This window comes from Neisseria sp. P0019.S003, from assembly GCF_051957115.1.
GTDB classification, from domain to species: domain Bacteria; phylum Pseudomonadota; class Gammaproteobacteria; order Burkholderiales; family Neisseriaceae; genus Neisseria; species Neisseria flavescens_D.
Window position 1 is genome coordinate 101,328 of sequence record NZ_JBQCWT010000005.1, and the last position, 13,545, is coordinate 114,872.

Annotated in this window: 18 protein-coding genes; 7 read left to right on the forward strand and 11 right to left on the reverse strand. The window is 52.5% G+C overall.

Going from position 1 to position 13,545, the window contains the following annotated elements; all coding sequences use genetic code 11:
• Positions 1-135: 135 nt before the first annotated feature.
• The 3 genes from ACTHTS_RS08875 (at position 136) to ACTHTS_RS08885 (ending at position 2,969) form a co-directional block, all read left to right on the forward strand.
• Positions 136-1,608 carry a malate:quinone oxidoreductase gene (locus tag ACTHTS_RS08875; RefSeq protein WP_440369811.1) on the forward strand — a complete coding sequence of 491 codons (1,473 nt, stop codon included), beginning with the start codon at positions 136-138 and terminating at the stop codon, positions 1,606-1,608.
• 143 nt (positions 1,609-1,751) lie between these two features.
• Positions 1,752-2,534 (forward strand): indole-3-glycerol phosphate synthase TrpC, encoded by a 783-nt coding sequence (gene trpC / locus ACTHTS_RS08880; protein ID WP_440369812.1) that lies wholly within the window; start codon positions 1,752-1,754, stop codon positions 2,532-2,534.
• 63 nt (positions 2,535-2,597) lie between these two features.
• On the forward strand, positions 2,598-2,969 hold the full coding sequence (locus ACTHTS_RS08885; protein WP_440369813.1) for a DUF488 domain-containing protein: 372 nt from the start codon (positions 2,598-2,600) through the stop codon (positions 2,967-2,969).
• A gap of 72 nt (positions 2,970-3,041) precedes the next feature.
• Here ACTHTS_RS08885 and ACTHTS_RS08890 read toward each other — a convergent pair whose 3' ends face one another.
• From ACTHTS_RS08890 to argG, 5 genes are all read right to left on the reverse strand, one after another.
• Positions 3,042-3,674 carry a DUF421 domain-containing protein gene (locus ACTHTS_RS08890; protein ID WP_049336846.1) on the reverse strand — a complete coding sequence of 211 codons (633 nt, stop codon included), beginning with the start codon at positions 3,672-3,674 and terminating at the stop codon, positions 3,042-3,044.
• 14 nt (positions 3,675-3,688) lie between these two features.
• Complete coding sequence (locus ACTHTS_RS08895; protein ID WP_107724199.1) at positions 3,689-4,138, reverse strand: DUF3290 domain-containing protein; 450 nt, start codon at positions 4,136-4,138, stop codon at positions 3,689-3,691.
• Between the two features lie 129 nt (positions 4,139-4,267).
• A complete protein-coding gene (locus tag ACTHTS_RS08900; RefSeq protein WP_107858194.1) occupies positions 4,268-4,483 on the reverse strand; it encodes a hypothetical protein in 216 nt (71 codons plus the stop codon).
• A complete protein-coding gene (locus ACTHTS_RS08905) occupies positions 4,476-4,691 on the reverse strand; it encodes a DUF4177 domain-containing protein (protein ID WP_107858195.1) in 216 nt (71 codons plus the stop codon). Before ACTHTS_RS08905 ends, ACTHTS_RS08900 begins: the two co-directional genes overlap by 8 nt.
• A gap of 40 nt (positions 4,692-4,731) precedes the next feature.
• A complete protein-coding gene (argG, locus tag ACTHTS_RS08910; RefSeq protein WP_070645264.1) occupies positions 4,732-6,075 on the reverse strand; it encodes an argininosuccinate synthase in 1,344 nt (447 codons plus the stop codon).
• A gap of 110 nt (positions 6,076-6,185) precedes the next feature.
• On the opposite strand from argG, the gene ACTHTS_RS08915 reads away from it, so the two are divergent.
• The 3 genes from ACTHTS_RS08915 to ACTHTS_RS08925 are packed head-to-tail and all read left to right on the forward strand — an operon-like array spanning position 6,186 to position 8,575.
• Positions 6,186-6,986: a competence/damage-inducible protein A gene (locus ACTHTS_RS08915; protein WP_440369814.1), complete on the forward strand. Its 801-nt coding sequence runs from the start codon at positions 6,186-6,188 to the stop codon at positions 6,984-6,986.
• Positions 6,986-7,612 carry a phosphatase PAP2 family protein gene (locus ACTHTS_RS08920; RefSeq protein WP_440369815.1) on the forward strand — a complete coding sequence of 209 codons (627 nt, stop codon included), beginning with the start codon at positions 6,986-6,988 and terminating at the stop codon, positions 7,610-7,612. The genes ACTHTS_RS08915 and ACTHTS_RS08920 overlap by 1 nt, the downstream gene beginning before the upstream one ends.
• 12 nt (positions 7,613-7,624) lie before the next feature.
• Positions 7,625-8,575: a YheT family hydrolase gene (locus ACTHTS_RS08925; RefSeq protein WP_440369816.1), complete on the forward strand. Its 951-nt coding sequence runs from the start codon at positions 7,625-7,627 to the stop codon at positions 8,573-8,575.
• Between the two features lie 94 nt (positions 8,576-8,669).
• Here the strand turns inward: ACTHTS_RS08925 and ACTHTS_RS08930 are convergent, their stop codons facing one another.
• From ACTHTS_RS08930 to ACTHTS_RS08955, 6 genes are all read right to left on the reverse strand, one after another.
• Entirely contained in the window at positions 8,670-8,966 is a 297-nt protein-coding gene (locus ACTHTS_RS08930) for a helix-turn-helix domain-containing protein (RefSeq protein ID WP_003680641.1), read from the reverse strand.
• Positions 8,967-9,369: 403 nt separating this feature from the next.
• Positions 9,370-10,170 carry a type I methionyl aminopeptidase gene (gene map / locus ACTHTS_RS08935; RefSeq protein ID WP_440369836.1) on the reverse strand — a complete coding sequence of 267 codons (801 nt, stop codon included), beginning with the start codon at positions 10,168-10,170 and terminating at the stop codon, positions 9,370-9,372.
• Between the two features lie 42 nt (positions 10,171-10,212).
• Positions 10,213-10,818 carry a hypothetical protein gene (locus tag ACTHTS_RS08940; RefSeq protein WP_440369817.1) on the reverse strand — a complete coding sequence of 202 codons (606 nt, stop codon included), beginning with the start codon at positions 10,816-10,818 and terminating at the stop codon, positions 10,213-10,215.
• A 67-nt stretch (positions 10,819-10,885) separates the two neighbouring features.
• Positions 10,886-11,497: a BON domain-containing protein gene (locus tag ACTHTS_RS08945; RefSeq protein WP_440369818.1), complete on the reverse strand. Its 612-nt coding sequence runs from the start codon at positions 11,495-11,497 to the stop codon at positions 10,886-10,888.
• Positions 11,498-11,570: 73 nt separating this feature from the next.
• Positions 11,571-12,164 carry a phosphoheptose isomerase gene (locus ACTHTS_RS08950; protein ID WP_003749391.1) on the reverse strand — a complete coding sequence of 198 codons (594 nt, stop codon included), beginning with the start codon at positions 12,162-12,164 and terminating at the stop codon, positions 11,571-11,573.
• Positions 12,165-12,168: 4 nt separating this feature from the next.
• Positions 12,169-12,516 (reverse strand): YraN family protein, encoded by a 348-nt coding sequence (locus ACTHTS_RS08955; protein WP_440369819.1) that lies wholly within the window; start codon positions 12,514-12,516, stop codon positions 12,169-12,171.
• Positions 12,517-12,581: 65 nt separating this feature from the next.
• Between ACTHTS_RS08955 and rsmI the strand changes: the two genes are divergently transcribed.
• Positions 12,582-13,460 carry a 16S rRNA (cytidine(1402)-2'-O)-methyltransferase gene (gene rsmI, locus ACTHTS_RS08960; protein WP_440369820.1) on the forward strand — a complete coding sequence of 293 codons (879 nt, stop codon included), beginning with the start codon at positions 12,582-12,584 and terminating at the stop codon, positions 13,458-13,460.
• Positions 13,461-13,545: the final 85 nt, after the last annotated feature.

Consider the following 13,545-nt stretch of genomic DNA (forward strand, 5'->3'; position numbering starts at 1 on the left):
TTACGCTCGGAAACTCAGCAGGCAACAAAAGTTTCACATACAACAAAAACACAAAACAATTCCTCTGAAATCAGTTGTTTATAATGATAGATAACCACAAGGCAAACCATGCCTGACTTTAGTAGGAGTAAAACCATGGCTGAAGCAACCGATGTCGTATTAGTAGGCGGCGGCATTATGAGCGCCACTTTGGGCGTATTGCTCAAAGAACTCGAACCATCTTGGGAAATCACCCTGATCGAACGCTTGGAAGATGTAGCGTTGGAATCATCAAATGCATGGAACAATGCCGGTACGGGACACTCTGCGCTGTGTGAATTGAACTATGCGCCTCTGACTGCTGACGGCACGATCGATCCGACCCGCGCCCTCAATATTGCCGAACAATTCCATATCAGCCGCCAATTTTGGGCGACTTTGGTCGAAGAAGGCAAACTGACCGACCGTTCTTTCATCAATTCCGTCCCCCATATGTCGCTGGTGATGAACGCCGACCATTGCAGTTATCTGCAAAAACGTTTCGACGTGTTCAAAACCCAAAAACTCTTTGAAAAAATGGAGTTTTCTACCGACCGCGCCAAAATCGCCGAATGGGCGCCGCTGGTTGTCAACGGTCGTGATGAAAGCCAACCCATTGCCGCCAACTACTCCGCCGAAGGTACGGACGTTGATTTCGGCAATCTGACCCGCCAAATGGTGCAATATCTGCGCGAAAAAGGCGTGAAAATGGAATTCAACCGCCATGTTGAAGACATCAAACGCGAATCTGACGGCGCGTGGGTACTCAAAACCTGCAACACTGAAAACCATGAAGACCATTTGACCCTCCGCAGCCGTTTCGTGTTCCTCGGCGCAGGCGGCGGCGCACTGACCCTGCTGCAAAAATCCGGTATTCCGGAAGGCAAAGGCTACGGCGGCTTCCCTGTTTCCGGCCTGTTCTTCCGCAACAGCAACCCTGAAACCGTTGCCCAACACAATGCCAAAGTGTACGGTCAAGCTTCCGTTGGCGCGCCGCCTATGTCCGTTCCGCACTTGGATACCCGCAACGTGAACGGCGAGCGTCATCTGATGTTCGGCCCATACGCAGGCTTCCGCCCCAACTTCCTCAAACAAGGCTCGCTCATGGATCTGCCGATGTCCATCCAAATGGACAACCTCTATCCTATGCTCCGCGCCGGTTGGGCTAATATGCCGCTGACCAAATATCTCTTGGGCGAATTGCGTAAAACCAAAGAAGAACGCTTTAATTCGCTCTTAGAGTATTATCCGGAAGCCAATCCTGACACTTGGGAACTGATTACCGCCGGTCAACGCGTACAAATCATCAAAAAAGACCCGAAAAAAGGCGGCGTACTCCAATTCGGTACCGAAATCGTCGCTCATGCCGACGGCTCGCTGGCCGCATTGCTGGGCGCGTCCCCAGGTGCCTCAACCGCCGTGCCTTTGATGATTAAGCTGATCAACCAATGCTTCCCGGGCCGTATCGAGGCATGGTCAGGCCGTCTGAAAGAATTGGTGCCCGGCTACGGTATCAAGCTGAACGACAATCCGACTTTGGCGGACGAAATCATCAGTCACAACGCGACCGTTTTGGGCATTCATCACTAAATTGAAGCAGACACAAAGGCGGGCATTCTTGCCCGCCTTTTTTCAAACCATTAAAATAGCGGCATTCAGGCCGTCTGAAATCTAATCTGTGACAGCATGTTGCACGATTCAAACCCGAAAATCAGCCCCAATAGAAAAACGCCATGACCGATATTCTCAACAAAATCCTTGCCACCAAAGCAGAAGAAGTAGCCGCCCAAAAAGCCGCCGTTTCCTTGGAAGACATCAAAACCCAAGCGCAGGCTGCTGCGCCGGTTCGCAGCTTTATCGGCTCGATCCGTGAAAAACACGCGCAGAATCTGCCTGCCATTATTGCCGAAGTCAAAAAAGCCAGCCCGAGCAAAGGCCTGATCCGTCCTGATTTTCATCCTGCCGAAATCGCCGCTGCCTATGAAAAAGCCGGCGCGGCCTGTTTGTCCGTGTTGACGGACGAACCTTATTTCCAAGGCTCGCCCGAATATTTGAAACAGGCGCGTGCGGCTGCGGCGCTGCCGGTCTTGCGTAAAGATTTCATCATCGACGAATACCAAATCTATCAGGCGCGCGCGTGGGGTGCGGATGCGGTTCTTCTGATTGCCGCTGCCTTGGAAGCCGAGCAGCTTGAGCGTTTTGAAGCCGTTGCCCACGAATTGGGCATGACTGTATTGTTGGAGTTGCACGATGCGTCCGAGCTGGAAAAATGCCGCAACATGACCACGCCGTTGTGGGGCGTCAACAACCGCAACCTGCGTACGTTTGAAGTGACCCTGCAACAAACCCTCGACCTCTTGCCCGAATTAAACGGCAAAACCGTTGTAACCGAAAGCGGCATCCGCAACAAAGAAGACGTCGATTTCATGCGCGGCCACGGCGTGCATACTTTCCTGATCGGCGAAACCTTTATGCGAGCCGAAGATATTGAAGCCGAAATCAAAAAACTGTTCTAAACCTAAAAAACATCAGGCCGTCTGAATTTTCAGACGGCCTGAATCCATTGGAGACGAGAAAAAATGTTTACTGTACAGCGCATTTACGCCTATCAACCCGATTCTAAACAAACCGCCGTCTTTATCGACCGCCTCTATCCGCGCGGCGTCCATAAAGAAGTTTTCGCTACGGCGCTCTGGCTGAAAGACATTACGCCCAGTGCAAACCTGCGCCGCTGGTATCACGAAAATCCGGCTGAGAATTTTGACAGTTTTGTCAGCCGTTATCATGAAGAGCTGCAAGGCGATGCCAAGCAGGCCGCCATCAAGCGGCTGCTGGATTTGGAGCGGCAACACGGCAATATCCTGTTGCTGACCGCCGTCAAAGATCCCCGACATTCCCACGTCTCTGCGCTGGCTCAATTTTTGGGCACAACGTTTGAATATCGCGATTAAAAAATCAGTGTTTGAACCGGATACAAAAAGGCCGTCTGAAATCAAGGTTTCAGACGGCCTGCTATTTTCAAATCAAGAAGGATAACGGTGTGCCACCAATTTTCCGTCTATGTATTCGCCGATATAGACTTGCGAGGCTTCAAGGTGGAGGCGGTCGAGTTCCTGTTGCAGCCATTCTTCATCACGCTTAATGATTTCGAGGATGTCGGGGTCAACTTGGCCGTCTGTAATCAGTGGATAGCGCAGGCTTTCGTCGCCGTACTTAATGACGGCGAGCTGGCCGTTTTGTTCCATCACGGCACGTTTGACGGCAGAGATTTCGTAGATGCCGGCGGCGCGGAGTTTGAACATGAGGTCGTGTGCGCTGATGCCGTTTTTCATGCATTCATCGGTTTGGATTTTGCCGTTGACGATAACCCAGACGGATTTGCCGTCAATGATGGATTTGACCCAGCGGTTGTGGTTTTTGATGAATTTCAGGCTCAAGACCAACAGCGTCCACAAAATCAGCACGAGGAAAAATTGCAACAGGCCGACGCTGTCGCTGTAAATCACGCCGCCGATGATGCCGCCGAGTACATAGTTTTGCACTTGGTCCATGGCGGAGGTCGGCGCGAGGTTGCCTTTACCTAAGAGGTTGATTTGCAAAATCAAACCTAAAATACCCATCAGTAGTTTGAGGGCGAGCAGGGAGTATGCTTCCATGTGTGTGTATCCTGTTATTCTTTATCGATGAGTTCGATATTGTTGTTGACCAAATTGATGGGTGTCAGCGTGTAGGCGGAGAAGTCTTGATTGAAATGGACTTCGTAGTATTGGTTTTTGATGCCGATAATCATGCCGTTGAACAGGCGCGTGCTGTTGACGATGATGTCTTGTTTTTCAACTTTTTGGTTTTCAATCAAGGCATTGAGAAAACCCACCATGCGCGAAGTATCGGCGGCAAAGTTTTGACGCTCGCTGTATGAAAGATATTGCGTGCCGCAGATGAGGATGAGCAGCAACAGCGCAATAATGCTCAGGTCGCGGTATTTGGTGTCCATGCGGTGGCGCAGGTATTGCGATACGGTGAGCAGGAGGATGACGAGGGCGGCGAAAATCAGGATATATTTCAAGTAGTCGTGGAAATACATATGATTTTCAAGATAAAAGTGAGAAAAGAATTTCATGGTATTTGATAAATTTGGGAAGGGTAATCAGGCCGTCTGAAACTTACATTTCAGACGGCCTTGTCTATTAAACAAGGATTTTGCGTCAAGGTTTCGGATAAAGCATACATGGCGCTTCCCGAAGTAGTATCAGTTGATAAATCCGTCGTCTTTCATTTTCTTTTCGGAAAAATACTGGCCGATGACCAGTAAGCTGGCCAGAATGATAATGAAAAGACCTGCCATGGTCAGGGTGATTTTGAGAAACAAATCGGCATCGACGAAGGAAAACCAAAGTTGCAAAATCAAGAGCAACACCCAGCTGACGAACAATCCGAGACAGGCATAGACGCCGAGTTTAAACACGTTCTTTTTCCAAAATGACGACGTAGGCTTCACGCACGAAAAACAGTAGCATGCGGCGCTGGTCTTTTTCCATGGTAACGACCTTCCAGCCTTGCGAAGCATGGCTATTGAGGAAATCGCTGAATTTGACCGGATTGATTTTGGCGCTGCCGAAAACCAAACTGGACATAAGGTTCTCTTGATAAATGACGGCTTTATATTCTTTCATTTTATTCCTTTAAAAAAGGGGGCTTTAAAGCCCCCTGATTCTACTCCTTATTATTCAACTGCGGTAGTACGGAGCCTTCGCCCAATGCCAACAAACCGCTTTGCGAGTAGATGCCCAGTTTGGCGCGGGTATCGGTGATGTCGAGATTGCGCATGGTCAGTTGGCCGATGCGGTCGAGCGGTGTGAACGCGGCGTCTTCGACTTTTTCCATGCTCAGGCGTTCGGGTTGGTAGGTCAGGTTGGGCGATTCGGTGTTCAGAATCGAGTAGTCGTTGCCGCGGCGCAGCTCCAGCGTTACTTCGCCGGTGATGGCTTTGGCGACCCAGCGTTGGGCGGTTTCGCGTAACATCAGGGCTTGGCTGTCAAACCAGCGGCCTTGATAGAGCAGACGGCCGAGGCGCAGGCCGTTGATGCGGTATTGTTCGATGGTGTCTTCGTTGTGGATACCGGTAACCAAACGTTCGTAGGCGATGTGGAACAACGCCATGCCCGGGGCTTCGTAGATGCCGCGTGATTTGGCTTCGATGATGCGGTTTTCGATTTGGTCGCTCATGCCCAAGCCGTGACGGCCGCCGATGCGGTTGGCTTCGAGGAAGAGTTCGACAGGGTCGGCGTATTCTTTGCCGTTCAGTGCAACCGGCACGCCCTCTTCAAAGCGTACGCTGACTTCTTCGGGTTTGACTTCGACACTTTCGTCCCAGAAGGCAACGCCCATGATGGGCTTAACGATTTTGATGCCGCTGTTGAGGAATTCCAAGTCTTTCGCTTCGTGGGTGGCACCCAGCATATTGGAGTCGGTAGAGTAGGCTTTTTCAACCGACATTTTGTAGTTGAAGCCGTTGGCAATCAGAAATTCGCTCATTTCGTGACGGCCGCCGAGTTCGTCGATAAATTGCTGGTCGAGCCAAGGTTTGTAGATTTTCAACGCCGGATTGGTCAAGAGGCCGTAGCGGTAGAAACGCTCGATGTCGTTGCCTTTGTAGGTGCTGCCGTCGCCCCAGATATTCACATCGTCTTCTTTCATGGCGGAAACGAGCATGGTGCCGGTCACGGCACGGCCCAGAGGCGTGGTGTTGAAGTAGGCGATGCCGCCGGTGGAAACGTGGAACGCGCCGCATTGGATGGCGGCAATGCCTTCGTGTGCCAACTGCGCGCGGCAGTCGATCAGGCGGGCGTTTTCTGCACCGTATTCCATCGCTTTTTTAGGAATGGCGTTGTAATCGTCTTCGTCAGGTTGGCCGAGGTTGGCGGTGTAGGCGTAGGGCAGCGCGCCTTTGAGTTTCATCCACAACAGCGCGGCAGAGGTATCGAGGCCGCCGGAGAAGGCGATGCCGACTTTTTGACCGATGGGGAGATTTTGTAAAATGGTATGGTTTTGGCTCATGGGAATTTCTCCAGACTTGAAAAGTTGAAACCATTATCTTATAAATGGAATACATTGTCAGCAATTAGGCCGTCTGAATGTTCGGAGGGCCGTATTAAAGAAACCTCATCATGAACGCTTTTAACCTCATCATCATTGGCGACGAAATCCTGCACGGCAGCCGTCAAGACAAGCATTTCGCCTTTTTTAAATCTTTATTGGAGTCGCGCGGGCTGAAGCTCAATCAGGTGCAATATCTGCCTGACGAACCTGATTTGCTGGTCAAACAACTGCGCCGCAGTTTTTCAGACGGCCTGCCGACTTTCGTTACCGGCGGCATCGGCTCTACGCCTGACGACCACACCCGCCAAGCCGCAGCGGCTGCTTTGGATTTACCTGTCGTCCGTCATCCTGAAGCTGCCAAGTTTATCGAAGGCGTAACCCTGAAACGCGGCGAGCCGCTTGATTCGCCGGAACACGCCCAACGCCTGAAAATGGCGGATTTTCCCGAAGGCGCGGAATTGGTGCCCAATCCGTTTAACAACATCGCCGGATTTTCCATCCGCGAGCATTATTTCTTCCCCGGTTTCCCCGTGATGGCGCACCCGATGGCCGAATGGGTATTGGAAACTTATTACGCCGACCGCTTCAACCAAACCGAACGCGGCAGCCGCAGCGTGTATGTGTTCGACCAACCCGAATCGCGCATTACGCCGATTATGGAACATCTTGAGCGTACCTACGCCGGTGTCCGTTCGTACAGCCTGCCCACCGTGGGCCGTACCGATTCAGACGGCTGTTACACTCCGCCGCATATTGAGTTCGGTATCAAGGCGGAAGGCGAGGCCTGCCGCTTGCTGGATGTGGCGTGGGAAGATGCGTTGCAGGGTTTGCAGGCGATTGGCGCGACTTTGAAAGAAACGGTGGAATAATGCACTTATCCCCAGCCCAATCCAGACGCGCACTGACTTTTGCCTCTTTGCTGTTTTTACCGCCAACCCTTATCATCGGCATTTGGCTGGCACAATATGGCGGCTTTGCTTTTGAACCGCCGCTGATGCACGCCGTCCATGCCCATGCGGGTACATGGTTTGACCCGATTGCCACTGTGTTGCACTATCTGGGCAAAACCGCGATTGCCGTGCTGCTGATCGGCGCAGTCGCCGCCGCCCTGTATTTCGCCGATAAGAAGCGCGAAGCACTGTTTTGCGTGTTGGCGGCATTGGTGCCGACTTTGAACATGCTGATTGTGAAGGTTTGGTTTGCCCGCGAACGTCCGCTGCTTTGGCCGCGCCTGATTGAAGAGAGCAATTTTTCCTTTCCCAGCGGCCACAGTACGTTTTCCGCCGCTATTGCCGTCATGCTGATATTGCTTTGCCGCTGCACGCGCTACCGCCGCGCCGCTTGGATAGGCGGTATTTCCTTTGCCCTGTTGACCGGGTTTTCACGCATTTATTTGGGCGTGCATTATCCCACCGACGTTTGGGCAGGCTGGACCAATGGCACGTTGACTGCCTTGCTGGTGTATATGCTCATCTTCAGGCCGTCTGAAAAATAGAAGAAACGAATCATGAATACACGTTCACCCAATACGCCTTATTGGCTCAGAAACGGCCATGCCGACACTCTGTTTGCCAAACTGCTGCAAGGCAAGGCGCCCGACTACCGCCGCGAGCTTCTGCCCGACAGTACCGGTACAACCCAAGTTGCCTACGATTTTGTCGACAGCGCCGACCCTGATGCACCGTTGGTGGTTTTGTTCCACGGATTGGAAGGCAGCAGCGAGAGCCATTACGCGGTCGAGCTGATGAAAGCCGTACAGCAGCGCGGTTGGAACGGCGTGGTTGCCCATTTCCGCAGTTGCGGCGGCATAGAAAACACCGCGCCCGTGTTCTACCACCTCGGCGATACGCCCGAAATCGCCTTTATGCTCAACACACTGGCACAACGCTACTCAACCATCTACGCCGTCGGCGTCTCTTTGGGTGGCAATGCCCTGGCCAAATATTTGGGCGAGCAGGGCAGCAATGCCGTTCCGCGTGCTTCTGCCGTCGTTTCCGCGCCGGTCGATGCCGTGGCGGCCGGTACGCGTTTCGATCAGGGTATGACACGCTTGATTTACACGCGCTATTTTTTAAATTCGCTGTTGCCGAAAGCCCGAGCGATTCCCCGGTTTCAGACGGCCTTAAGCCAGCAAAACTGCAAAACGCTTGGCGACTTTGACGACCGCTTTACCGCGCCGCTACACGGTTTTGCCGACCGCCATGATTACTACCGCCGCAATTCCTGCAAACCGTTCCTGAAAGGCGTGGATACGCCGCTGTTGCTGCTCAATGCCGTCAATGACCCTTTCCTGCCGCCGGAAGCCCTGCCGACCGGGCGGGACGTGTCCTCGGCCGTTACGCTGCTGCAACCGGCATACGGCGGTCATGTCGGCTTTGTCAGCCGCGATCAAGGCCGTCTGAATCTGCAATGGCTGCCGCAAACCGTGTTGGACTATTTCAAACAGTATCAGCCGTAAATAGAAAAGGGCATGTATGCAGACATGCCCTTAGGGTGTAGAAAGTAAAAAGGCCGTCTGAAAAGAGTTTCAGACGGCCTTTTGAATAGCTTGATTATTTGCCTTTGTTGTCGGCTTTGGCTTCTTTTTTCAGAGAAGCATACAACTCAGGGTCGCGGTTTTTCAGCAGGGAAGCAACGGCCAAGTCGTCACGGTTAACTTTAGCCAAATCTACGCGCTCGATGTGTACCAAACGCAGCAATTCGCGTACAGGTTTAGGCATATTGCGGCCGGATTCGTAACGGGAACCACCGGATTGAGTCACGCCAATGCGGCTCCAGAAGTCCATTTGGTTCAGGCCGAGTTTTTTACGGATATCGCGGATGTTTTCAATTTTTTCGAACGATTTCATGAATCTTCCTTATTGTGGTATTTGTTGCATGCCTCTAGGCATAAAAATGGGTCTGCAAGAATGCCGGCATCCCTTTCCTGTAGGCTTTGGGGTGATATGTGGGCGTATTGCAAATGACTGATCTAGATAATTAGACAGTATATTCGAAAGAAGTTTTCTGCTGTCTGCCATAATTTGTGTAAATATTTCTTAATTCATTATTTCGGATAATTTTCATCATATAAATCATTAAATTATGCGCTTATCTTAAATATGGTGTAAGCAAATTTTTACATAATTAAACAATTCAATTTGGGTAGAAACTTAATTTCGAGTTTTTATTCGGTTTTATTGGTTGAGAATACGAATAAATTTCAGGCCGTCTGAATCTATGTTTTCAGACGGCCTGAAGGTTTTTTCAAGGTTAAGGCTTACCGCTGGCAGGGCTGATGGTGAGAATTTCGTAGCCGGTTTCGGTAACCAAAACTTCGTGTTCCCACTGGGCGGAGAGTGAGCGGTCTTTAGTGACCACTGTCCAACCGTCGTTCAGGATGCGCAGATGGCGTTTGCCTTGGTTGATCATTGGCTCGATGGTAAAAATCATGCCCGGTTTGAGGACGAGACCCTCGCCTTTGCGGCCGTAGTGGACTACTTGAGGCGCTTCGTGGAAACCGCGGCCGATGCCGTGTCCGCAGAATTCCTGTACGACGGAGTAGCCGGCATTTTCGGCAACCTGCTGGCAGGCATAGCCGACGTCGCCGAGGGTGGCGCCGGGTTTGACCGCTTCGATACCCGCCATCATGGAGGCGTGGGTCACGTCGATCAGGCGTTGGGCAATCGGGGAGACTTTGCCGACGGTAAACATACGGCTGGAGTCGCCGTGGAAACCGTCTTTTTTAATGGTCAGGTCGATGTTGATGATGTCGCCTTCTTTCAGCGGCTTGTCGTCGGGAATGCCGTGGCAGATGACGTGGTTGACGGAGGTGCAGCAGGATTTCGGGTAAGGCGGGTTGCCGTAGTTGAGTGGGGCCGGATAACCGCCTTGAACGTTGACGTGGTAGTCGTAAACGAGTTTGTCGATTTCGTTGGTGGTTACGCCGGGTTTGACGAATTGGCCGATGTAATCGAGGGCTTCGGCGACCAAGCGGCCGAGTTCGCGCATTTTTTCGATTTCTTCGGGGGTTTTGATGATGACTTTGTCCATGAGGTTTCCTTCTTGTTTCAGACGGCATGGAGGCCGTCTGAACGGGACGGGTGTGCCGTCTGTTTAAAACAGGTTGTCGAGATTGTCTTTATTGCGCGGTTTGGCTTGTGGTTTGGCCTCAGGCTCGGCTTTCGGAGTCGGCTTGGACTCGGGGGCTTTGGCTTTTTCCGGTTTGTTTTCTACCGCTTGTGCGGCAGGTTTGCTGTCTGCGGCTTTGTTTGCTACCGGCTGGCTGTCTGCTTGAGGTGTGTTTTGAGCGGCAGGGCTGCTGTTGTCGGATTGTGTTTTTTCTGATTTGTCGGCTTCAGCGCGTTTGTTTTCTGTGCGTTTGCTGCGGTGTGTAGTGGGGCGGTCGGTTTTTACACCTTCTTCCGCTTTTTCGCCTTTTTCGTCCTGTGGGACGACAGGATTGCCGGAGGCGGTTTTTGCGTCGCCGTCTTTGGCAGGCTGAACGGTTTCAGGTTCGACAGTGCCGTTGGGGCGCCAAACTTCAATGCGTGTGTCGGTTTGTTCGGCAGGGCTTTTTTCGGGTACGTCGGTTTTACCGGAGTTTAGGGTGCTGAATACGCCGGCAACAAGGGCTGCGACGGCGATAAAGCTGACAAGGAATAAAGCGCGGATTAGGTGTTTGGGCTTAAGTTGGAAAGGGGTTTTATTATTCTTGGACATGATGGGGCGGGTAATCGTTGGAGGAATGGCCGTCTGAATGTTCAGACGGCCCCGGGTTGCCTGTGAATCAGTTGGCAACGTAGTTTTGATAGAGGGTCACGACTTTTTGTACGCCGACGGTCGTGCTGACTTTTTGGGTCACGCGGGCTTGTTCGTCAGGCGTGAGGATGCCCATTACATAGGTCACGTTGCCGTAAGTCACGATTTTGACGCGTGTTTGGGTGGCCGGGCTGAGACCCAACAGGGTGGCGCGGACTTTGGATGTACCCCAAGTGTCGTTGGTCACATCGCCGAGCGAACGCGCTTGTGAGGCAACGGTGATGTAGTTGTACACGCCTTCTGCGGCTTGTTCGGAACGGGCAATGCGTTCAACAAATTGTTTTTCGCCTTCGGTGGCCACTTGGCCGAGCAGGAGCAGGTGGCGGTTGTAGCCGACAACGTTCAATTTGGGCTTGTAGCCTTGGACTTGGTTGTTTTGGCGCAGGTAGGAGCGTGCGGTGGTTTCGACGCGCAGTGCCATAACGTTGTCGTCGGTTTGCGCGCCGGTGGTACGGCGGTCGACGGCGGATTTGGTGCCGACGGCTGCACCGCCGATCAGTGCGCCGACGCAGCCGCTCAGACTCAGGCTCAAGAGGGTCGCGGTCAGAACGGGGAGGGCGTAGCGTTTGATATTCTTCATATCCTTTTCCTTGGGTATGGACGGTTGGGTGTTCAGACGACCTTTAAGGGATGGGCCGTCTGAAAAGAAAGGGTTACATGCCTTCGAGCAGGACGGAGTCGATGCAGTCGCACATGGCGTGAATCAGCAAAATATGGTTTTCCTGAATGCGGGCAGTGCGCGGATAAGGGACGTTGAGCAAAACGTCGGTATCTTTGAGCATAGCGGCGATTTTTCCGCCGTCGCGGCCGGTCATGGCGATGACGTGCATATCGCGTTCGTGTGCCGCTTTGATGGCTTCAATGACGTTGGCGGAATTGCCGGAGGTGGAGATGCCGACCAATACGTCGCCGGCACGTCCGAGCGCGCGCACTTGTTTGCTGAATACATGGTCGAAACCGTAGTCGTTGCCGATGGCGGTCAGGGCGGAAGTATCCGTCGTCAGCGCGACAGCGGCCAATTCCATGCGTTCTTTTTCAAAACGGCCGGTCATTTCGGCGGCGAAGTGTTGCGCGTCGGCAGCCGAACCGCCGTTGCCGCAGGCCAGGATTTTGCCGTCGTTCATCAGGCATTGCAGCATCAGCTCGGCAGCCTGTGCAGTCGGCTCGACTAGTACTTTTTCAGCTTCCTGCTTGGCGCGGATGCTCTCGGCAAAATGTGCGGAAACGCGTTCTTGTAATGTTGTCATGAGGTTAACCTGTAATATTTTGAATCCATTCGGGTTGGCCGTCGCCCTCGATCAGTACCGCATCCAGGCGGCAGGGCGCATGGTTTAACCCGTGCTTTTGCAGATAATACTCTACACTTCGTTGCAATTTCAATAATTTGGACGGCGAGATGCTGTATGCGGCACCACCGAAACCTCGGTTTTTGCGGTATTTTACTTCAACAAACACAATCGTACCGCCGTTTTTGACGATTAAATCGATTTCGCCGTAGGCGCAATGCCAGTTCCGCGCCAGCAGCGAGCAGCCTTTGGCCTGTAGGAACGCCAGTGCCGCATCTTCGGCCGCCACCCCCTGTTTGTGGTTTAAGCGCATGAAAAGTTTACCCGTTATATAATCATTGTTTTTAAAGAGACGCCGTTTCAGACGGCCTTGAATCCATGTACACAAAACACCTGCAAAAAGCCGTCGACAGCATCGAAAAACAGACATTATACGTTGTCGCCACACCCATCGGCAATTTAGCCGACATAACGCTGCGCGCGCTGGCCGTTCTGCAAAAGGCCGACATTATCTGCGCCGAGGATACCCGTGTTACCGCCCAGCTTTTGAGTGCGTACGGCATTCAGGGCAAGCTCGTGAGCGTGCGTGAACACAACGAGCAGCAAATGGCCGATAAAATCATCGCCCATCTTTCAGACGGCCTGAGTGTTGCCCAAGTTTCGGATGCGGGTACGCCTGCGGTTTGCGATCCCGGTGCGAAACTTGCCGCCCGCGTGCGCGAAGCCGGATTTAAAGTGGTGCCTGTGGTCGGTGCAAGCGCGGTCATGGGGGCGTTGAGCGTGGCCGGTGTGACGGAATCCGATTTTTACTTCAACGGTTTCCTGCCGCCTAAGTCCGGCGAACGTCAAAAACTGCTGGCCAAATGGGCGGAAGTCGATTTTCCGATTGTGATGTTTGAAACGCCGCACCGTATCGAAGCAAGCCTTGCGGATATGGCCGCGCAGTTCCCCGAACGCCGTTTGACATTGGCGCGCGAAATCACCAAAACGTTTGAAACCTTCCTCAGCGGCACGGTTGCCGAAATCCAAGCCGCCCTTAAAAAAGACAGCAACCAAACGCGCGGCGAGATGGTGCTGGTGTTGCACCCTGCCGTGAAAGAAAAGCACAGCGATTTGCCTGAAGCGGCGCAAAATACCATGAAAATCCTTGCGGCCGAGTTGCCGACCAAACAAGCCGCCGAGCTTGCCGCAAAGATTACCGGCGAGAATAAAAAGGCGCTGTATGATTTGGCTTTGGAATGGAAAAAGCAGGGATAATGGCTGATTGGCAAACCGTATATCAAAAGCCGTCTGAACAATAGATTTCAGACGGCCTTTTTATAATTGGATTTTGGAGGGTTTT